At 71.5% G+C, this 17,777-nt stretch carries 21 protein-coding genes and 1 tRNA gene; 14 read left to right on the top strand and 8 right to left on the bottom strand.

Translation table 11 applies throughout. The features are described from left to right. Positions 1–94: 94 nt before the first annotated feature. The 3 genes from WG923_RS27565 to WG923_RS27555 all read left to right on the top strand — a co-directional run bounded on the left by WG923_RS27565 (position 95) and on the right by WG923_RS27555 (position 2,873). Positions 95–1,330, top strand: coding sequence for an MFS transporter (locus tag WG923_RS27565; RefSeq protein ID WP_340354237.1), 1,236 nt, complete (start codon positions 95–97; stop codon positions 1,328–1,330). A gap of 164 nt (positions 1,331–1,494) precedes the next feature. Continuing rightward, on the top strand, positions 1,495–2,559 hold the full coding sequence (locus WG923_RS27560; RefSeq protein WP_340354236.1) for a DnaJ C-terminal domain-containing protein: 1,065 nt from the start codon (positions 1,495–1,497) through the stop codon (positions 2,557–2,559). Positions 2,560–2,657: 98 nt separating this feature from the next. Beyond that, complete coding sequence (locus WG923_RS27555; RefSeq protein WP_340354235.1) at positions 2,658–2,873, top strand: general stress protein CsbD; 216 nt, start codon at positions 2,658–2,660, stop codon at positions 2,871–2,873. A gap of 6 nt (positions 2,874–2,879) precedes the next feature. Here WG923_RS27555 and WG923_RS27550 read toward each other — a convergent pair whose 3' ends face one another. After that, on the bottom strand, positions 2,880–3,731 hold the full coding sequence (locus tag WG923_RS27550; protein ID WP_340354234.1) for a 3-hydroxybutyryl-CoA dehydrogenase: 852 nt from the start codon (positions 3,729–3,731) through the stop codon (positions 2,880–2,882). A 67-nt stretch (positions 3,732–3,798) separates the two neighbouring features. Here WG923_RS27550 and WG923_RS27545 point away from each other — a divergent pair, with 67 nt between their 5' ends. The 4 genes from WG923_RS27545 (at position 3,799) to WG923_RS27530 (ending at position 7,523) form a co-directional block, all read left to right on the top strand. Next, the gene (locus WG923_RS27545) at positions 3,799–5,412 is read left to right on the top strand and encodes an ATP-binding protein (protein ID WP_340354233.1); all 1,614 of its coding nucleotides are present in this window, start codon (positions 3,799–3,801) and stop codon (positions 5,410–5,412) included. Next, the gene (locus WG923_RS27540) at positions 5,375–6,007 is read left to right on the top strand and encodes a response regulator transcription factor (RefSeq protein ID WP_340354232.1); all 633 of its coding nucleotides are present in this window, start codon (positions 5,375–5,377) and stop codon (positions 6,005–6,007) included. Before WG923_RS27545 ends, WG923_RS27540 begins: the two co-directional genes overlap by 38 nt. A 70-nt stretch (positions 6,008–6,077) precedes the next feature. Continuing rightward, entirely contained in the window at positions 6,078–7,331 is a 1,254-nt protein-coding gene (locus WG923_RS27535) for a putative Na+/H+ antiporter (protein ID WP_340354231.1), read from the top strand. Positions 7,332–7,340: 9 nt separating this feature from the next. Continuing rightward, a complete protein-coding gene (locus tag WG923_RS27530) occupies positions 7,341–7,523 on the top strand; it encodes a hypothetical protein (protein WP_340354230.1) in 183 nt (60 codons plus the stop codon). 7 nt (positions 7,524–7,530) lie between these two features. On the opposite strand, the gene WG923_RS27525 is transcribed toward WG923_RS27530, so the two are convergent. After that, positions 7,531–7,737 carry a DUF3820 family protein gene (locus WG923_RS27525; protein ID WP_340354229.1) on the bottom strand — a complete coding sequence of 69 codons (207 nt, stop codon included), beginning with the start codon at positions 7,735–7,737 and terminating at the stop codon, positions 7,531–7,533. Between the two features lie 57 nt (positions 7,738–7,794). On the opposite strand from WG923_RS27525, the gene WG923_RS27520 reads away from it, so the two are divergent. Further along, positions 7,795–8,727, top strand: a complete 933-nt coding sequence (locus WG923_RS27520) for a LysR family transcriptional regulator (protein ID WP_340354228.1) — start codon at positions 7,795–7,797, stop codon at positions 8,725–8,727. 102 nt (positions 8,728–8,829) lie between these two features. On the opposite strand, the gene wrbA is transcribed toward WG923_RS27520, so the two are convergent. Then, positions 8,830–9,432: an NAD(P)H:quinone oxidoreductase gene (gene wrbA, locus WG923_RS27515; RefSeq protein WP_340354227.1), complete on the bottom strand. Its 603-nt coding sequence runs from the start codon at positions 9,430–9,432 to the stop codon at positions 8,830–8,832. A 325-nt stretch (positions 9,433–9,757) separates the two neighbouring features. On the opposite strand from wrbA, the gene WG923_RS27510 reads away from it, so the two are divergent. Together WG923_RS27510 and WG923_RS27505 are read left to right on the top strand one after the other, a co-directional pair. Continuing rightward, a complete protein-coding gene (locus WG923_RS27510; protein ID WP_340354226.1) occupies positions 9,758–10,375 on the top strand; it encodes a YceI family protein in 618 nt (205 codons plus the stop codon). 59 nt (positions 10,376–10,434) lie between these two features. Next, complete coding sequence (locus WG923_RS27505) at positions 10,435–11,280, top strand: hypothetical protein (protein ID WP_340354225.1); 846 nt, start codon at positions 10,435–10,437, stop codon at positions 11,278–11,280. A gap of 34 nt (positions 11,281–11,314) precedes the next feature. Here WG923_RS27505 and WG923_RS27500 read toward each other — a convergent pair whose 3' ends face one another. Together WG923_RS27500 and WG923_RS27495 are read right to left on the bottom strand one after the other, a co-directional pair. Next, a complete protein-coding gene (locus WG923_RS27500; RefSeq protein ID WP_340354224.1) occupies positions 11,315–11,854 on the bottom strand; it encodes an aspartate carbamoyltransferase in 540 nt (179 codons plus the stop codon). A 39-nt stretch (positions 11,855–11,893) separates the two neighbouring features. After that, on the bottom strand, positions 11,894–12,880 hold the full coding sequence (locus tag WG923_RS27495) for an NAD(P)-dependent oxidoreductase (RefSeq protein WP_340354223.1): 987 nt from the start codon (positions 12,878–12,880) through the stop codon (positions 11,894–11,896). An 84-nt stretch (positions 12,881–12,964) separates the two neighbouring features. Here WG923_RS27495 and WG923_RS27490 point away from each other — a divergent pair, with 84 nt between their 5' ends. From WG923_RS27490 to WG923_RS27480, 3 genes are all read left to right on the top strand, one after another. Continuing rightward, a complete protein-coding gene (locus tag WG923_RS27490) occupies positions 12,965–13,132 on the top strand; it encodes a hypothetical protein (protein ID WP_340354222.1) in 168 nt (55 codons plus the stop codon). Between the two features lie 85 nt (positions 13,133–13,217). Beyond that, positions 13,218–13,592 (top strand): hypothetical protein, encoded by a 375-nt coding sequence (locus WG923_RS27485; RefSeq protein WP_340354221.1) that lies wholly within the window; start codon positions 13,218–13,220, stop codon positions 13,590–13,592. 196 nt (positions 13,593–13,788) lie between these two features. Beyond that, the gene (locus tag WG923_RS27480) at positions 13,789–14,079 is read left to right on the top strand and encodes a hypothetical protein (protein WP_340354220.1); all 291 of its coding nucleotides are present in this window, start codon (positions 13,789–13,791) and stop codon (positions 14,077–14,079) included. A 45-nt stretch (positions 14,080–14,124) separates the two neighbouring features. On the opposite strand, the gene WG923_RS27475 is transcribed toward WG923_RS27480, so the two are convergent. The 3 genes from WG923_RS27475 to WG923_RS27465 all read right to left on the bottom strand — a co-directional run bounded on the left by WG923_RS27475 (position 14,125) and on the right by WG923_RS27465 (position 16,309). Then, positions 14,125–14,201: transfer RNA gene (locus WG923_RS27475), tRNA-Arg, on the bottom strand. Positions 14,202–14,249: 48 nt separating this feature from the next. Continuing rightward, on the bottom strand, positions 14,250–15,440 hold the full coding sequence (locus WG923_RS27470; RefSeq protein WP_340354219.1) for a CaiB/BaiF CoA transferase family protein: 1,191 nt from the start codon (positions 15,438–15,440) through the stop codon (positions 14,250–14,252). Then, positions 15,437–16,309: an FAS1-like dehydratase domain-containing protein gene (locus tag WG923_RS27465; protein ID WP_340354218.1), complete on the bottom strand. Its 873-nt coding sequence runs from the start codon at positions 16,307–16,309 to the stop codon at positions 15,437–15,439. Before WG923_RS27465 ends, WG923_RS27470 begins: the two co-directional genes overlap by 4 nt. Before the next feature lie 183 nt (positions 16,310–16,492). Between WG923_RS27465 and WG923_RS27460 the strand changes: the two genes are divergently transcribed. After that, positions 16,493–17,755: an MFS transporter gene (locus tag WG923_RS27460; protein ID WP_340354217.1), complete on the top strand. Its 1,263-nt coding sequence runs from the start codon at positions 16,493–16,495 to the stop codon at positions 17,753–17,755. Positions 17,756–17,777 lie beyond the last annotated feature (22 nt).

The following is a 17,777-nucleotide window of genomic DNA, read 5'->3' as shown; positions in this document are numbered from 1 at the left end:
CTTGAAATGGCTGTTCTTTTGCGTCCTCTGCGTACCCTTTGCGTCCTCTGCGTCCGGCTGCCCGCTTCCTGACCCGCCCGGTTAGCATCCGCGCGTGACCGACCTCCTGGCGCACCGCGCCTTCCTGCGTTTCTGGTGCGCCCGCGTGTGCGGCACCGCGGGCAACCAGATGCTGATGCTGGCGGTGGGCTGGCATCTCTACGAGCTGACGCACTCCGCCTGGGACCTCGGCCTCGTCGGCCTGCTGCAGTTCGTGCCCGCCGTCGTCGTCACGCTGCCCGCCGGCCACGCCGCCGACCGCCTGCATCGCGCCCGGCTGGCCGCGGCCTGCATGCTGGCGCAGGCGGTCGTGGCGGCGCTGCTGTGGCTCTCCGCCGCCGGCGGCTTCGCCTCGCGCGAGCTGTTGCTGCTGGCGGCCGTGCTGCTCGGCGCGGCGCGTCCTTTCCAGATGGCGGCGCAGCAGGCCCTCGTGCCCGCCCTGGTGCCGCCGGAACTGCTGGCGCGCGCCATGGCCTTCAGCTCCAGCGGCATGCAGGCGGCGATCATCGCCGGCCCGGCGGCGGCGGGCCTGCTCTTCACCTTCGGTGCCGGCCCGGTCTACGCGAGCTGCTGCGGCCTGCTGCTGGCGGCGGCGCTCCTGTGCGCCGCCGTGCGCTACGAACACACGCCGCCGCCGCGCGAGCCCGTCACCACGCAGACCCTGCTGGCGGGCGCGAACTGGATCCGGCGCCACCCGGTGCTGCTCGGTGCCGTGTCGCTGGACCTGTTCGCCGTGCTGCTGGGAGGCGCGACCGCCCTGCTGCCGATCTTCGCGCGCGACATCCTCGATGCCGGCCCGCAGGGCCTGGGCCTGCTGCGCTCCGCGCCGGCGCTGGGCGCACTGCCGATGGGACTCGCGCTTTCGCGCTGGCCGCCGCACGACAAGCCCGGCCGCAAGCTGCTCGTGGCCGTGGCCGTGTTCGGCGCCTGCATGATCGTGTTCGGCCTGTCGACGTCGTTCTGGCTCTCGGCGCTGGCGCTGGCCGTCTCCGGCGCCGCCGACATGATCAGCGTGGTCGTGCGCCAGACGCTGGTGCAGCTCGAAACCCCGCCGGAGATGCGCGGCCGCGTCGCTGCCGTGAACTCCCTCTTCATCGGCGCGAGCAACCAGCTCGGCGAGTTCGAGTCCGGCGCGACCGCCGCGCTGTTCGGCCCGGTCGGCTCGGTCGTGGCCGGCGGGATCGGCACCATCGCGGTCGCGTGGGCCTGGACCCGCTCCTTTCCCGCGCTCGCGCTGCGGGCCACGCTGGCCCAGGGCCCCACCGCGGCCAGGGCCGACATGCCTCGCTGAGCTGCGCCCTCCTTTCGCCGCGGCACGACCCGGGCTGCGTCGCTGGCCGGGTGCGCAGCATCGCCTTCTTCCGCAGCAATCCCGGATCGGCGTGATCTGGCGCAGGCCGCGCACCAGCGCGGTGCCTGCGCGCGCGGGCCTGCTGGGCTACCATCGCTGGCAGAGTGAACGTCGAAGACAGCTACCGCGAGCTGGGGCTCACCCCCGATTCCACCGACGCCGAGGTGAAGGCCGCCTGGCGGCGCCTGGCCGCGCGCTGGCACCCGGACCGCAACACCAGCCCGCACGCGCTGCGCAAGATCCAGCGCATCAACCGCGCGCTGGAGGAGATCCGGCGCTTCCGCGCCAGCGGCTTCGGCCCCGTCACCGAAAGCGGCTTTCCGTTCGATGCCGGCGCGGCGACGCAGGCCCGCGCCGCGCCCGAACGCACCCTGCTGCACACGGTGCACCTGACGCTGGAAGAGGCGATCGCCGGCTGCATCAAGGATCTCGAAGGCGAGGTGGTCGAGGACTGCATCGCCTGCGCCGCCACCGGCTGGCAGAAGCACGCCGCCGAATGCCGCGAGTGCGCCGGCACGGGCCAGGTGCGCCAGGGGATGTGGTTCTCCTGGGTCGCGACCGTGGCGAAGTGCAAGGCCTGCGAGGGCAGCGGCGCGGTGCGCCACGCCTGCGCGCTGTGCGAGGGCACGGGCAAGGCGCCGGCGCGCAAGTACCGCTGCCGCGCGCGCATCCCCGGCGGCGTGCGGGAGGGCGACCTGCTGCACGTGTCCGCCAACCTGCACGGGCACCACGCGAGCGAGAAGGTGGCGCTGGAGGTGCGGGTCGAACTCGCGCCGCACGAATTCTTCACCGTCGACGAGGACGGCACCGTGCGCTGCGAATTGCCGGTCGACGGCTTCGCCTGGGTGGCCAATCGCTGGATCGAGGTGCCCACGCCCTCGGGCCTGCAGCAGATGCGCCTCAAGCGCGGCTACCACACGTACCGCATCAAGGGCCAGGGCTTCCCGGGCGAGGATGGCGAGCGGGCCGATTGCATCGTCACCGTCGCGCCGCTGTTCCCCGAGGAGTTCAGCAAGGGGCAGGAAGCGCAGATCGACAAGCTGATCGCGGCCAACACGAAAGCCTCGGGCACCAGCGCGCACCGGCGCGCCAGCGCATGGCAGCAGGCGGTGAAGGACTGGCAGGCGCGCCAGCCGGCGGCGGCCTCCGATTCGAAGAAGGCCGCCTGACACGCCGGGCGGCGCCGCGCGCTTGACTCGCATCAAGCCGGGGCGCGCGAGCGGGCCTACATTGAAGCTGGCGCACCCGTGCGCCCCAGGAGACCGAGATGACAGACAACAGCGGTTCCCACCATCACATGATCAGCCGCATCCGCGAGCAGTGGGCGCACCTCACGGACGAGGACGTGCACGAGGGCATGCGGCACCGCGAGCACTTCCTGGAGCGACTGCGCCACCGGCACAACCTGGGCTTCGACGAAGCCGAAGCCCAGTTGCGCGAGTTCGAGGAGAAGAACCCGGCGTTCTTCTTCGAGAAGTCCTGACGCGCGTCAGGCGTAGCTGTAGAAGCCGCGGCCTGTCTTGCGGCCCAGGCGCCCCGCGGCCACCATTTCCTTGAGCAGCGGCGCCGGGCGGTACTTGGAATCGTTGAAGCCTTCGTAGAAGACGTTCATCACCGACAGCATCGTGTCCAGCCCGATCAGGTCCGCCAGCGCCAGCGGCCCGATCGGCTGGTTGCAGCCCAGGCGCATGCCGGTGTCGATGTCCTCGGCGGTGGCCAGGCCTTCCTGCAGCGCGAAGATCGCCTCGTTGATCATCGGGCAGAGGATGCGGTTGACCACGAAGCCGGGGCTGTTCTTGGCCACGATCGGCGTCTTGCCCACCAGCCTGCCGAATTCCTGCGCCTGCGCCAGCGTCTCGTCGGAGGTCTGCATGCCGCGGATCAGTTCCAGCAGCTGCATCACGGGCACCGGGTTGAAGAAGTGCAGGCCGATGAAGCGCTCGGGGCGCGAGATCACCGCGGCGAGCTGGCTGATGGAGATCGACGAGGTGTTGGTGGCGATGATCGCCTCCTTGCGCACCAGGCCGTCGATCTGGCGCAGGATGCGCAGCTTCAGGTCCAGGTTCTCCGTGGCCGCCTCGATCACGATGTCGGCGCCGGCGATGGCGGCGTAGTCGGTCGTGCCCTGGATGCGTCCCAGCACCGCGCTGCGGTCGGCGGCGCTCATCTTTTCCTTGCTCACCAGGCGCGCGAGGCTCTTGCCGACGGTGTCGATGCCGCGCTGCACGGCGGCGTCGTTGACGTCGACCATCGTCACGGCCAGTCCGGCCTGCGCGCAGACCTGCGCCACGCCGTTGCCCATGGTGCCGGCGCCGATCACTGCGATGCGGGGGGTGTTCATTTGTGCGTTCGTCCTTCAGTGGGGGTGCAGGCGGCCATCGTAGCAAGCACGGCTACCATGCCCTTTGATGCCTGTCACCGAATCGCGCTTCGACCGCGTGCCGTCCTGGGCCTGGGCGGCCGGCTACCTTGCGGCCTACATCCTGCTGGACTGGGCCAGCTACTTCCGGCCGGTGCCGGGGCTCAACATCACGCCCTGGAATCCGCAGCAGGCGCTGGCCATTGCGCTGCTGATCCGCGCGCCGCGCCGCGCGTGGCTGGTCTTCGCCGGACTCCTGGCCGCGGAACTGGTGGTGCGCGGCGTGCCGTCGCAACCGCTCACCACCCTGGCGGCCGCCACGGCGCTGACGTTCACCTTCGCCGCGATCGCGCATGCCCTGCGGCGCACGCTGGACCTCGCGTTCCCGCTCGCGCGCCACGGCGAGCTGCTGTGGCTGGCCCTGGTGGTCACGGCAGGCTCGCTCGCGAGCGCGGTGCTGTTCGTCCTGATCCACTTCGGCAACATGCCCGCGGGAGCGTTCCCGCTGGAGGCCGTGATCCGCTACTGGGTCGGCGATGCCGTGGCCGTGCTGGTGCTGCTGCCCGTGCTGCTGCTGGCGATGGCGCCCGCGCGCCGCGCGGGGCTGGCAGCGGTGCTGCGCAGCCCGGCGTGGTGGGCCGGCGCCGCCCTGACCTGCGCGGCCCTCTGGATCGTGTTCGGCCGGGGCGAGCAGAACTACTTCAAGTTCTTCTACCTGCTGGTGCCGCCGGTGGTCTGGGCCGCCGTGCGCTTCGGCGCGCAGGGCGCGGTGCTGTCCTCCCTGTTCACCCAGGCGGGCCTGCTCGCCGCAGCGCAGATCGCGCTGCGGCACGACCTCACGCTGTTCGAGCTGCAGGCGCTGATGGCCGCAACGGCGATGACCGGGCTGCTGCTGGGCGTGGCCGTGGACGAACGCGCGCGCGCCGAAGCAGACCTGCGGGCGAGCCTGCGCTTCTCCGCCGCGGGGCAGATGGCGGCGGCGCTCGCACACGAGCTGAGCCAGCCGCTCACGGCGCTGAGCAACTATGCGGACGCCTGCCAGTTGCTGGCCGACGATCCGTCCGCCCTCGACGGCGCGCGCCGCGAGCAGCTGGCGCAGGTGCTGCGCAAGCTGGTGGCCGAGGCGCACCGCACGGGGGCCGTGACGCGGCGCCTGCGCGACTTCTTCCGCTCGGGCGCGACCTCGCTCCAGCCGACGTCCATCGCGACGCTCGCGCGCGAGACGCTGGCGGCGCACCAGGAATTCGCGCAGCGCCTGGGCGTGCAGCTGCACTGCGACGCCGCCAGCGGCCTGCCCGCCCTGCGCGTCGACCCGATCCAGATCGCGGTGGTGCTGCGCAACCTGCTGGCCAACGCCATCGAGTCGGCCGCGCAGGCCGGCGGCGGCGGCAGCGTGCTGCTGCGGGTGGCGGGCAGCGACGGCGGCGTGCAGGTCGAAGTGACCGACAGCGGCCCCGGCGTTGAAACGCAGCGGCTGCGCGCCCTGTTCGATGCGCCGGCCTCGGGCAAGGAGGGAGGGCTGGGCGTGGGCCTGAACATCTGCCGCAGCATCGTGGAAAGCCACGGTGGCAAACTCTGGGCCGAAGCCGGCCCAGGCGGCCGCTTCTGCTTTGCCCTGCCGCGCGATGACCCCGACCCCGCCCCCGCCGTCCCTGCCGTGTGACACCGTCTACGTGGTGGACGACGACGCGTCGGTGCGCGACTCGCTGTCGCTGATGCTGAGCCTCAAGGGTTTCGCCACGGCGACCTTCGGCAACGCGGAGGACTTCCTGGCCACCGCGCGTCCGGACTGGAAAGGCTGCGTGCTGGCCGACATCCGCATGCCCGGCATGTCCGGCCTGGACCTGCTGGACGAAGTGCGGCAGCACTTTCCCGAGCTTGCCGTGGTGGTGGTGACGGCGCACGGCGACGTGGCCGCGGCGCGGCGCGCCTTCCTCGCGGAGGCGGCGGACTTCGTCGAGAAGCCGTTCGACAGCAGCCACATCCTGGCCGCGATCGCCAACGCCAGCGCCAGGCGCGCGGCGCAGGCCGGGCGGGCGCCGCGCGTGCCGCGCGGCCGGCTGCCCGGCGAAGTCCTCACCGGGCGCGAGCAGGAGGTGCTCGCCCTCCTGATGCGGGGGCTGCACAACCGGCAGATCGCCGCGCAGCTCGGGATCAGCCCGCGGACCGTGGAAGTGCACAAGGCACGGGTGATGGAAAAGCTCGGCGTCTCCAGCATGGTGGAACTGGTGCGGCTGCACGACGGCCCCGCCACGTGAGCCCGTACGGGCGGCGCGTACGCGTTGCCCTGATCCCCGCAGCGCGCGCCGGCATTAGTCTGCACGGCCAATGACCGTCGCCGTCCAATGGCTCGCGGGTGCCCTGTTCGCGCTCGCGATCCTGCACACCTTTTCCAGCAAGTACTTCCAGCGCCTCGCGCACGAGCAGCCCGCCCATGCCGGGTTCTGGCACCTCCTGGGCGAAGTGGAGGTGGTGTTCGGCTTCTGGGCGATCGTGCTGGTGGCGCTGATGATCGCGCTGCAGGGCCGCGTGGCCGCGACCGCGTACGTCGATTCGCGCGACTACACCGAGCCGATGTTCGTGTTCGCGATCATGGTGGTGGCCGGCAGCAAGTCGGTGCTGCAGGTGGCGCGCGCGATCGCGGCGCTGCTGGCGCGGGCGGTGCCGGCACGCGGCGCCATCGGCCTGTACCTGGTGACGCTGGTGATCGTGCCGCTCATGGGCTCCCTGATCACCGAGCCGGCGGCCATGACGCTGGCGGCGCTGATGCTGCGCGAGCAGGTGTACAGCCGCCAGGTCTCGACGCGCCTGAAGTACGTGACGCTGGGCGTGCTGTTCGTCAACATCTCGATCGGCGGCACGCTCACGCCCTTCGCCGCCCCGCCGGTGCTGATGGTGGCGGGCAAGTGGGGCTGGGGCTTCGTCGACATGATCACCCTGTTCGGCTGGAAGTCCGCGCTGGCGGTGACGGTGAACGCCGCCAGCGTCGCGTTCTTCTTCCGGCGCGAGCTGGCCGCCATCGCGCCCTCGGCGGCACGGGGCAAGGGACAGCTGCCGGCGGGAATCCTCGCGATCCACATCGGCTTCCTCGCCGGCATCGTCGCCTTCTCCCATCATCCGGCGGTCTTCATGGGCCTGCTGCTGCTGTTCCTGGGCTTCGCCACCGCCTATCCGAAGTTCCAGGACCGGCTGATGCTGCGCGAAGGCCTGCTGGTCGCCTTCTTCCTCGCCGGCCTGGTGGTGCTGGGCGGCCACCAGCAGTGGTGGCTGTCGCCGCTGCTGCACGGCATGGACGCCACCACCGTGTACTACGGCGCCACGGGGCTCACCGCCCTGACCGACAACGCCGCGCTCACGTACCTCGCGTCGCTGGTCGACGGACTGAGCGACGAGTTCAAGTATTCGGTGGTCGCCGGCGCCGTCACCGGCGGCGGCCTCACCGTCATCGCGAATGCGCCGAACCCGGCGGGCTTCGCGATCCTGCGCTCGCACTTCCAGGACGAGGCGATCCATCCGCTGGGGCTGTTCCTGGCCGCGCTGCCCGCCACGCTCGTCGCGGTGGCGGCCTTCCGGCTGTTGTAGGAGGTGACGATGTCCGCATGGCTCGACGAACTGGCGGCCTGGTGGGCCGCGCTGCCGCCCGAGTGGGTGTTCCTGCTGCTGCTGCCGCTGGCGGTCGCCGCCGCCGGCCTGCTGGCGGACTGGGGCGAACGGGAGGATCCGCGCCCGGCACAGCCGCTGCGCCGGCGGCACCGGCATCGCGGCTCGCATTGATCCCGCCTCAGCGCCGCAGCGGCGCCAGCAGGTGCTTCAAGCCGTTGTGGTCGATCGCGTGCATCAGCGCGAGCAGGCGCCCGAGCTCCCCGGGCGGGAAGCCCTCGCGGGCGAACCAGTTCAGGTAGTTCCCCGGCAGGTCCGCGATCAGGCGGCCCTTGTACTTGCCGTAGGGCATCTCGACTTCCACCAGCCGCTGCAACGGGTCCGCCATGGCGCGATTCTGCGCCCCCGATAATCCGGCGTCGCCCTTCCGGGGCGAGGAGGGGCGATGGACCGGCTGCAGTCGATGCGCGTGTTCCAGCAGGTGGTGGAGGAAGGCGGCTTCGCGGCGGCGGCGCGCAAGCTGGGCCTGGCCACGGCCGTCGTGTCGCGGCTGGTGAGCGACCTGGAGCACCACCTGGGCGTGCGCCTGCTGCAGCGGACCACCCGCAGCCTGTCGCTCACCCAGGCCGGCGAGACGTACCTGGAGCGCCTGCGCGTGATCCTCGGCGAGGTCGACGCGGCGGAGGCGATGGTGCAGGACCAGGCCAACGACATGAGCGGCACGGTGCGGGTGCTGGCGCCGCCGGTGGTCGCCGTGCACCTGCTCGCCCCCGCGGTGGTGGCCTTCCAGCGCGAGCACCCCAACGTCCGCGTGGACGTGCACGTGGAGGACTCGCCCGACCCGGCGGTGCACGAATACGACCTCGCCGTCCTGAGCGGGGCGACCACCATCGACCCGGGTTTCATCGCCCGCACCGTCGTCTACAGCCAGTCGGTGTTCTGCGCCTCGCCTGCCTACCTGCGCCAGTTCGGCGAGCCCGCCGCGCCGGAGGACCTGCTGCGCCACCGCGTGCTGCGGCTGCGGCTGCCGGGCGCGAAGCTCGGGCCGCTGCGGCTGCTGGACCCGGTCCACGCCGATCGCACGCTGGAAGTCGACGTGGTGTCGGCGTTCACCGCGAACCACAGCGACACGCTGCTGCGCGCAACGCTCGAAGGCGGCGGCATCAGCAGCCAGCCGATCGACATCGTGGTGGCGCTGCTGAAGGAAGGGCGGCTGCAGCGCGTGCTGGCGCCCTGGATCACGGCGCGCCTGAGCCTGCTGGCGGCCATGCCCAGCCGCAAGTTCATGCCGTCCCGCACGCGGGTGTTCCTGGAGTACCTGGTGGCGCACGCCCGGCGCACGGTGGAAGGGCTGGACATCGACGTGCCGCAGCCCTGAGATTGCCGTCGCCCCCGCGCAGGCGGGGGTCCAGGACCCACGCGCGCCGCGCGTGGCATCGGGAGCCCGGGGTTCCCGCCTTCGCGGGAACGAAGGCAGTGCTTAACCGAACAGCTTCTGCGCGATCGTCGCCACGTGCTTGCCCTGGAAGCGGGCCATGCCCAGTTCCTGCTCGCTCGGCTGGCGTTCGCCCTGGCCGCCGGCGATGGTGGAGGCGCCGTACGGGCTGCCGCCCTTGATCTCGTCGAGGCCCATCTGGCGCTGCTCGGAATAGGGCAAGCCGACGACCACCATGCCGTGGTGCAGCAGTGTCGGGTGGAAGGTCAGGATGGTGCTTTCCTGGCCGCCGTGCTGGGTGGCGGAGGAAGTGAACACCGAGCCGACCTTGCCCACCAGCGCGCCGGACATCCACAGGCTGCCGGTCTGGTCCAGGAAGGTGCGCATCTGGCCGGTCATGTTGCCGAAGCGGGTCGGCGTGCCGAAGATGATCGCGTCGTAGTTGGCCAGGTCGCCCGGCTTCGCCTCGGGCGCGGACTGGTTGGCCTTGCCGCCGGCGGCCTTGAAGGCCTCGGCCGGCATCGTTTCCGGCACGCGCTTGACGTCGACGACGGCGCCGGCCACTTCGCGGGCGCCCTGGGCGATGGCGTTCGCCATGGTTTCGATGTGGCCGTAGAAGCTGTGGTACAGGACGAGGACCTTGGGCATGGGGATCTCCTTGGGGGAAGGCGCCATTCTGGGCATGAACCTGCGCGTTCTTTATTGCTGTTTCAGCAAAGGCCCGATGCTGCCCGGGCGACATTCCGCGCCCGATGGGCTGACTTGGGTCAATCGGGCGACAATGCGACCCCGAGAGAATTCCCGCACCCCGTCGTCGGGTACCCGCCCCCAGCATCATTGCGGACCTTGTGCGTAAACGCACATCGCATGGCCGGGCTGGTTCCCTACAGTGCGGGCTGCGCTGGCGGCACCCCTGCCGTCCCGGAATCCAACCATCCACCTTCGAACCCGAGAGAGAGAGAGAGAGAGACTCATGAGCATCCGCAGCACCGTCGCCATCGCCATCGCCGCCGCCGGCCTGGCCCTGTCCACCGCCACCTTCGCCGACGGCCCCGGCGCCCCGAACGCGGGCGTCGCCGCCCCGGTGGGCACGTACAAGGTCGACCCCGCCCACTCCGGCGCCTTCTTCGAGATCGGCCACATGGGCGGCATCAGCCGCTTCATGGGCCGCTTCAACGACATCGCCGGTGACCTGGTGGTGGACGCGCCCGAGAAGAGCAAGATCAACGTGACGATCAAGACCGAGAGCGTCGACACCAACCACGACGGCCTGAACAAGCACCTGAAGAGCCCCGACTTCTTCAACGCCGTGCAGTTCCCCAACCTGACCTTCACCTCCACCGCCGTCAAGCTGGACAACAAGGGCGAAGGCACCGTGGCCGGCAACCTGACGCTGCACGGCGTGACCAAGCCCGTGACCCTGAAGCTCAAGCACATCGGCTCCGGCAAGGGCATGAAGGGCGAGCAGCGCGTGGGCTACGTCGCCACCGGCTCGATCAAGCGCACCGACTTCGGCATGAACTACGCCGTGCCCGGCGCCGCCACCGACGAAGTCGACCTGCGCATCGGCATCGAAGCGATCAAGCAGTAAATCGGGATCCCGGCCGGTCCCCCCGGGGCCGGCCGCCCTGGCAACCGAAGGAGTCGACCATGCCTGAGAGTTCCCTCGTGCTGCAGTTGCTGTGGCAGAGCGTCCTCGTCCCCGCGATCGTGGCCCTGGCAGTGCTGGCCGCGAGCCGCTCCCTGCGCCTGAACGCGGTGGTGGCCGTGGCCGCCGCCTTCGTGGCCTCCTATTTCGCGACGCTGCATGCGCAGTGGTCGCTGCTGCCGCACGTGGCGCTGGACTGGATGCCCTGGATCACTGTCGGCGCTGCCGCGGCGGCCGTGGGCGTCGAGCGGGCCTCCGGCCCCGGACGGCTGGCCCTGCGCCTGGCCGTCGGCTTCGTCGCCGCGGGCATCGTGGCCTGGGGTGCGCTGGGCAGCCTCGGCTTCGCCAAGGCCGCCGTGGCCGTCGTCCTCGCCGCGGTGCTGATCACCTTCGTGTGGAGCGCTTTCGCCACCGCGCCCGAAGGCGGCGCCCGCAGCCCGCTGCTGCTGGCCGTGGTCGCGGGCGGCACCGGCCTGGCGCTGATGCTGGATTCCAGCCAGCAGATCGGGCAACTCAGTGGCGCGCTGGCCGTGGCGCTGGGGGCCTGCATGCTGGTCAACCTGCCGAAGACGCGCGTGGCCTTCCCGCCCGCAGCCTCCGGTGCCGCCACCGTGCTGCTCGGCGCCCTGATCCTCAACGCGCACCTGTATGCCGGCTTCTCGCTGGGTTACGTGGCGCTGCTGGTCGTCGCGCTGCTGGCCGATGCGCTGCTGGCCGCCGGTGTGCGCCTGCGGGGCCGCAACCTGCATTCCAGCTCCTGGATCCCGGCCGCGGTGCTGACGGTGATCCCGGTGCTCGCCACGCTCGCCCTGGTGCTCAAGGCCGCGCAGGAGCACGGCGGGTACTGACACGCGACGCGCTGACCCGGCCGCCGCGGGCCGCCTACCGGTGGCCGTGCGCGTGGCCGGCCATCGCGTCGTGCCCGTGGTCCGCCACCTGGGCATCGAACCAGCGGTGGATCGCGGCCACGAGCTTGCGGTCCTTGCTGGTGAAGACCAGCTCCGCACCCGCCGGCAGCTGGCGGTAGGCGATGCGCACCGCGCCCGGGGGCGCCGCCTGCAACTCGTGCAGCCCCGGCATGTCGTGGCCATGGATGTGCGCGGGACCGGCGAAGTCGCCCTGGCGGAAGCGCGCGTGGATGTCCTTCAGGTGCTCGCGCACCAGCCGCACCTGCTCGCGGTCCTTGCCGCGGCGGGCCAACACCTGCTGCACGCCGCCGTCCTTCGTCTTGGTGAACACGTGCTGCGTCGCCGCCAGGTCGAAGGGCATCACGTCCTTGCCCCGCTGCGAGACCTCCGCCTGGCGTTGCGCCATGTGCTGCGCGTGGTCGGCGTGCTGGTGCGCGCCGTGGTCCGTGGCGGGTTGGGCGCAGGCGAGGCCGGTGGCCAGGGCAGCTGCGAGGGCGACGAGGGTCAGTTTCATGCGGTGATCGTAGACGGCGCCGGCCGCGTGCGCCAGTGACTACGCCAGCGCCGCCCAGCGCGCGAGGATCGCCTCGCGGGCGTCGGGATTGCGAAGGTGCTCGGGCAGCTCGCCGCGGAACATCGCGAGCAGCTGCGCCAGCACGCCTTCGCTCATGCGGCGGGTGCTCTCCAGCGTCATGCCGGCCAGGTGCGGCGACAGCAGCACGTTCCCAAGCGCGCGCAGGGGCGAATCGGCCGGCAGGGGCTGCGTGGCGAACACGTCGAGCGCCGCGCCCGCCAGGCGCCCCGAACGCAGGGCGTCGACCAGCGCGGCCTCGTCCACCACCGGCCCGCGGGCCACATTGACCAGCCGCGCGCCGGGCTTGAGCTGCGCGAATTCGGCCGCGCCGACGAGGCCGCGCGTCTGCTCGGTGAGCGGGCAGGCCAGCACCAGGTAGTCCGCCTGCGCAAGCGCCTGCTGCAGCGTCACGTGGCGCACCAGTTCCGTGTCCGGCGCCGGCGTGCGGCGCACGCCCAGCACCCGCATGCCGAACCCGGCGGCGCAGATGCGGGCCAGGGCATGGCCGATGCAGCCCATGCCGACCACCGCCAGTGTCTTGCCGCCCAGGTCCGTCGCGCGGTCCGAGTGCTGGCGCGCCGCGGCCCAGCCCTCGGCGCGCAGGGCCTGGTCGATGCGGGGCAGGTGCCGCGCGAGGTTCAGCATCTGGCCCACGGCGTATTCGGCGACGGTGGCGGCGTTGACACCGGGGACGTTCGCCACCGCCACGCCGTGGCGGCTGGCCTGGGCCAGCGGGATCATGTCGAGGCCGGCGCCGTGGCGCACCGCCGCGCGCAGGCGCGGGGCCTGGGCGAAGAAGTCCTCCGGCAGGGGCGCGCGCACGACCACGTAGTCCGCCTCGCGGCTGTCGCGCCGCAGCGTGTCGGCGTCGGGCGATCCGGCGACGCGCACCGTGGCGTGCCGCGCCAGTTCGGCGGTCACGGCGGGATCGATCGCGTTGGTGAGGAGCACGAGGGGAAGGGGCATGGCGCGGCCATTGTCGCTGCGCGGCGCGTGACTTTCGCACCTCGGCGGCGAGAACCAGTGCGGGGCGTAGGACTCCAACAAGGCATGAACGAGCAGCCGTCCTACGCCGCGCCACCGGGCAACCGCTGGGGCGCCGGCTCCGCCAGCGTGCTGGGCTACCTCCTGAGGGACCTGGCGCAGAAGCCGAACCTCGCGCCGCCGAAGGACGCCGGCTTCGGCGTGCCGGCGGTTCCGGCCCATCCGTTTCGGTGACAACGCGTCACCGAGAGGCGAGTCCTTCACACCTACTTGCCATTGAGCGGGGCGTCGTGGCTCTGCCGCACCTACGATGGGCGGCATGGAACGGCGCGATCGCCCTCCCCGCGACTGGCCGCAGCCGCCGGCGGGTGACCCGGCCCCTTCGTACGCACCCGAAACCCTGCTGCTGGCGGGCATCCCGCCCGGCGAAGGGGACGAGCAGGTCCGCACCGTGGTGCTGGGCCTGCCGGATGGTGCCGGGCCGCTGCGCCGCGTGGGCGTCTGCAATGCGGCCGGCGAGGTCTACCGCGAGGTGACCCTGCACGGCCCGCTGCAGTTGCTGTACTTCTGGGCCGGGCTGAATGCGCTCGGCTTCCGGCAGCAGGCCGCGGAGGAACGCGCGATCTCGAAGTACACGCTCGTCTTCGCCAGGGACCCGGCAGAAAGACGGCCGCTCGGGGCGGCCGTTAAATAGGTACCTTCAGGTTAACGCGTAAGGATTATTGCACCTGCGCGAACGAGGCGCCAGTGCCGCCGGGCGGTCCCGACGAGCGGCAAGCCTCCCTCCGAAGGAGGATGCCCCGGGCCGGTGGCGGGCGCATCCTGCCGGTTTGCAGACCATGACCATCAAGGCCAGCGAGCCCCACGGGCTACCGCCCCGGAGCAGCCTGTTGCCCCGCCGACCCCGCCACGAGGACGACGACAGGCTGCTGGAGATCATCGCGAGCCTGCCGCCCGCCGAGGGCGGCGCCCGGCACTCCGTCGCGGGCATCTGCAATCGCAATGGGCAGGTCTATCGCAGGGTGGAGTTGTTCAGCGCGCTCGAACTGTTCATGTTCATCGCGCGCCTGAACGCCCTGGGCTTCGTCCAGGAGTCGGGCGCCCGCGCCGGCAAGTACTCGTACGACGTCGTCTTCCACAAGGTACCCAAGCGCAGGCCGTCGGGGGCGACGATCGCGTGAAGCGAAAAGGGGTCACGTCCGGATGAACGTGACCCCTTCGATTTCTGGCGCGGCTGGCAGGATTCGAACCCACGACCCCTTGGTTCGTAGCCAAGTACTCTATCCAACTGAGCTACAGCCGCGAAGCCATAGAGTATAGCACCGTTTCTGGACGATCCCGGCCGTTGCGGTCAGATCGCCCCGCTGGCGCGCAGACGCGCGACGATGGCCGCGTCGCGACCCAGCTCGCGCAGGATCGCCTCCGTGTGCTGTCCCACGGCCGGAATCGCGTCCATGCGGTAGTCGAAGCTGCTGTGCACGCCGGGCGGCAACAGCGCCGACAGCGGCCCCGCCGGCGAATCCACCTGCGTGATGCGTCCCCGCGCCCGCAGTTGCGGATGCTCCCAGAGCTCGCCGACCGTGTTGACGCGCGCGTTGGCGATCTGCGCCTCGTCCAGGCGCTCCATCACCTGCTGCGCATCGAGGTGGCCGAAGACGGCCAGGATGATCGCCTCGAGTTCCTCGCGATGGCGGTTGCGCTGCGAGCTGCTGTCGAAGCGCGGATCGGCGGCCAGCGCGGGCTGGCGCAGCACCTTGTCGCAGAAGGCCTTCCACTCGCGCTCGTTCTGCAGCCCCAGCATCACGGTCTTGCCGTCGCCGGCCGCGAACGGGCCGTAGGGATAGATCGTCGCGTGGGCCGCGCCGCTGCGTGGCGGCGGCGGCGCGCCTTCGTAGGCGTAGTACATGGGAAAGCCCATCCACTCGCCCAGCGCCTCCAGCATCGAGACCTCCACGTGCGAGCCCTGCCCGGTCTGCTGCCGCTGCAGCAGCGCGGCAAGCACGCCCGTGTACGCGTACATGCCGGCGGCGATGTCGGCGATGGAGATGCCGGCCTTGCAGGGCTCCTCGGGCGTGCCGGTCACGGAGAGGAAGCCCGCCTCGCTCTGGATCAGGAGGTCGTAGGCCTTGCGGTCGCGGTGCGGGCCGTCGTTGCCGTAGCCGGAGATGTCGCACACCACCAGGCGCGGACACGTGGCCGAGAGCTGCGCGTAGCCCAGGCCCATGCGCTCGGCGGCGCCGGGCGCGAGGTTCTGCACCAGCACGTCGGCGCGCGCCAGCAGGTCCTGCAGCACCTGCAGGGCCTCGGGGTGCTTCAGGTCCAGCGTGAGGCTTTCCTTCGAGCGGTTCACCCACACGAAGTGCGAGGACAGGCCGTGCGCGCGATCGTCGTAGGCGCGGGCGAAGTCACCGCTGCCGGGGCGCTCCACCTTGATCACGCGCGCGCCCAGGTCGGCGAGGTGGCGCGTGCAGAAGGGCGCGGCGATCGCGTGCTCCAGCGACACCACGGTGATGCCGTCCAGGGGCCGTCGCGGCGCGTTCATGCGAACTGCGCCTGAGCCTGCATCGTCAGCCACCCTTCGTGGTCCTGCGCCCAGAGCTGCGCGCTCTTGCCGTCGTCGGAGGGCTGGCCGCAGACTCGGAACGGATGCAGGTCGAAGGTGGGGCGCACCGCACGGAAGCTGAAGCTGCGCAGGGTGGCGTCGGGGCGCTGGCGCCGCGCGAGGTCCACCAGCAGCGTGGCGATCAGCGGGCCGTGCACGATCAGCCCCGGGTAGCCCTCCACCTCGGTCACGTAGCTGCGGTCGTAGTGGATGCGGTGGCCGTTGAAGGTCAGCGCCGAATAGCGGAACAGCAGCACCGGGTCGGGCGCGATCTCGCGCGACCAGGGCGCTTGCGCGGGTGCGGCCTGGGGCGGCGGCACCGGGTCGCCGGGCTGCGCCAGGGGCCGGTAGACGATGTCGTGCTCCTCGGTCAGCGCGAGCCCCTGCGCGTTGCGCACCTCGTGGCGCACCAGCACGAACACCAGGTCGCCGCTGCGGCCGGACTTGTGCGTGACCGTCGCGATCGTCGACGTGCGCTCGATGCGCTCGCCCACGTACAGCGGCGCATGCCAGGTGAGGCGGCCACCGGCCCACATGCGGCGCGGCAGCGGCACCGGCGGCAGGAAGCCGCCGCGGCGCGCGTGGCCATCGGGGCCGATCTCGCTTTGCCGGTGGCCGGGCAGGAAGTACAGCCAGTGCCACAGCGGGGGCAGCGCGGTGCCGGCCTGCGGCAGGGGATCGTCGCGATCGAGGGTGGCGGCGAGGTTGCGCACCGGGGCGGCCGTGACGTCGTCATGCAGCGTTTCGCTGCGGCCTTCCCAGGCACGCAGCTCGGCCAGCCGTTCGGGGGTGAGGGCGGAGTCGGGCATGCGCGGATTAAACCAGCCTTAACTCGCGCCGCCCGCGCGGCGCTCGCGCGAGGTCCCGCGCGAACATGTTGATACAGGGCAAGACCCTTTCGCAGCACCGGGATTTTCCGCGCCGGCTCACGAACAATACGCCCTCCCCCGCGAGCGCGCGGGCGGCACGAAGAGAGAGTTGGAGGAGGGGATATGCGTTCGGAAATCGGCACCCGCTGGTACTTCGGGTGGAACATCGTCGCGGCGGCGGCCGTGCTCACCCTGCTGTCGACGGGCATGCGCCTGGGGATGGGCCCGTATTTCATGCCCATGGCGCGCGAGCTGGGGTTCAGCCGCACGCTGCTGTCGACGATCATGGCCGGCGGCATGCTGTGCTACGGCATCGCCCTGCCGCTGGCGGGTTTCCTCGTCTCGCGCTACGGCACGCGCAGGGTGCTGCTGGCGGGGGCGGGGGCGGTGCTGCTCGCCGCCGTCATCGCCGCGAACACGCAGGATGCCCCTGTGTTCCTGTTCGCCTTCGGCGGGCTGCTGTCGATCGGCCTGGCGTTCACCAGCCCGGTGGCGCTCACCCCCGTCATCAGCCACTGGTTCACGCGCCGGCGCGGCATGGCCCTGTTCTTCCTCGCCACCGGCGCGATGGCCGGCATGGCGGTGGTCACCCCGGTCACGACCTTCGCGGTCGCGTGGTTCGGCTGGCGCGCCACGCTGGTCGGCTTCGCGGCGCTGCTCGCCGCCTGCACCGTGCCGGCGGCCCTGTTCATCGTGCGCGACCTGGCACCGGTCAACACGGACCTGCTGCCGGAAGAAGCGCAGGCGCAGCGCGCCCAGGCAGCCACCCTGCCGCAGCCGCTGGAGCCCAGCGAGGCCGTGCGCACGGGAACCTTCTGGAAGATCGTGTTCGGCCTGTTCTGCTGCGGCTTCAGCATGAACCTGCTGGGCACGCACGGCATGCCGATGCTGATGGACCACGGCTTCGACGCCGTGACCGCCGCCATGACCGTGGGGCTGGTCGGCGTCGCGGCCATCGGCGGTTCGGTGCTCCTGGGTGGCATGGCCGACAGGATGCCGCGGCGCAACCTGCTCGCCACCGTGTACCTCGTGCGCGGCCTCGGCTTCTTCGCGCTGGTGCTGGCCAGCTCGGGGCTGGAACTCTATTTCACGGCGACGATGATGGGCCTGGTGTGGGCGGGCGGCGCCGCGTTGTCGGCGGCGATCCTGGCCGACGTCTACGGCTTGCGCCTCGTCGGCCTGCTCTATGGCATCGCCTACTTCGGCCACCAGGTCGGCGCCGCCCTGAGCTCCTTCCTGGGCGGCTGGGCCTACGAGGCCTTCGGGACGCACTGGGTCGCCTTCGGCGCCTGCGGCATGCTGCTGCTGGCCGGCGGCGTGGTCTCGCTGCAATTGCCCCGGCGCGCCACCCTGCTGATGCCCCCCGTGCCGGCACCGGCGCGCTGATGCCGCCAGAATAGGGGCCTGC

Source organism: Ramlibacter sp. AN1133 (assembly GCF_037890035.1).
In the GTDB taxonomy this organism is placed as follows: domain Bacteria; phylum Pseudomonadota; class Gammaproteobacteria; order Burkholderiales; family Burkholderiaceae_C; genus Ramlibacter.
The sequence above is the reverse complement of the archived record's forward strand: the minus strand, read 5'-3'. Positions and strand labels throughout refer to the sequence as shown.

Excerpts from the sequence above, each read along its gene's own strand:
- WG923_RS27465 (WP_340354218.1), bottom strand. The coding sequence starts at position 16,309 with ATGCCCGACTCCGCCCTCACCCCCGAACGGCTGGCCGAGCTGCGTGCC.
- WG923_RS27500 (WP_340354224.1), bottom strand. The coding sequence starts at position 11,854 with ATGAAACTGACCCTCGTCGCCCTCGCAGCTGCCCTGGCCACCGGCCTC.
- WG923_RS27505 (WP_340354225.1), top strand. The coding sequence starts at position 10,435 with ATGCCTGAGAGTTCCCTCGTGCTGCAGTTGCTGTGGCAGAGCGTCCTC.
- WG923_RS27530 (WP_340354230.1), top strand. The coding sequence starts at position 7,341 with ATGTCCGCATGGCTCGACGAACTGGCGGCCTGGTGGGCCGCGCTGCCG.
- WG923_RS27540 (WP_340354232.1), top strand. The coding sequence starts at position 5,375 with ATGACCCCGACCCCGCCCCCGCCGTCCCTGCCGTGTGACACCGTCTAC.
- WG923_RS27490 (WP_340354222.1), top strand. The coding sequence starts at position 12,965 with ATGAACGAGCAGCCGTCCTACGCCGCGCCACCGGGCAACCGCTGGGGC.
- WG923_RS27550 (WP_340354234.1), bottom strand. The coding sequence starts at position 3,731 with ATGAACACCCCCCGCATCGCAGTGATCGGCGCCGGCACCATGGGCAAC.
- WG923_RS27525 (WP_340354229.1), bottom strand. The coding sequence starts at position 7,737 with ATGGCGGACCCGTTGCAGCGGCTGGTGGAAGTCGAGATGCCCTACGGC.
- WG923_RS27535 (WP_340354231.1), top strand. The coding sequence starts at position 6,078 with ATGACCGTCGCCGTCCAATGGCTCGCGGGTGCCCTGTTCGCGCTCGCG.
- WG923_RS27485 (WP_340354221.1), top strand. The coding sequence starts at position 13,218 with ATGGAACGGCGCGATCGCCCTCCCCGCGACTGGCCGCAGCCGCCGGCG.
- WG923_RS27510 (WP_340354226.1), top strand. The coding sequence starts at position 9,758 with ATGAGCATCCGCAGCACCGTCGCCATCGCCATCGCCGCCGCCGGCCTG.
- WG923_RS27520 (WP_340354228.1), top strand. The coding sequence starts at position 7,795 with ATGGACCGGCTGCAGTCGATGCGCGTGTTCCAGCAGGTGGTGGAGGAA.
- WG923_RS27460 (WP_340354217.1), top strand. The coding sequence starts at position 16,493 with ATGCGTTCGGAAATCGGCACCCGCTGGTACTTCGGGTGGAACATCGTC.
- WG923_RS27470 (WP_340354219.1), bottom strand. The coding sequence starts at position 15,440 with ATGAACGCGCCGCGACGGCCCCTGGACGGCATCACCGTGGTGTCGCTG.
- WG923_RS27545 (WP_340354233.1), top strand. The coding sequence starts at position 3,799 with ATGCCTGTCACCGAATCGCGCTTCGACCGCGTGCCGTCCTGGGCCTGG.
- WG923_RS27495 (WP_340354223.1), bottom strand. The coding sequence starts at position 12,880 with ATGCCCCTTCCCCTCGTGCTCCTCACCAACGCGATCGATCCCGCCGTG.
- WG923_RS27555 (WP_340354235.1), top strand. The coding sequence starts at position 2,658 with ATGACAGACAACAGCGGTTCCCACCATCACATGATCAGCCGCATCCGC.
- wrbA (WP_340354227.1), bottom strand. The coding sequence starts at position 9,432 with ATGCCCAAGGTCCTCGTCCTGTACCACAGCTTCTACGGCCACATCGAA.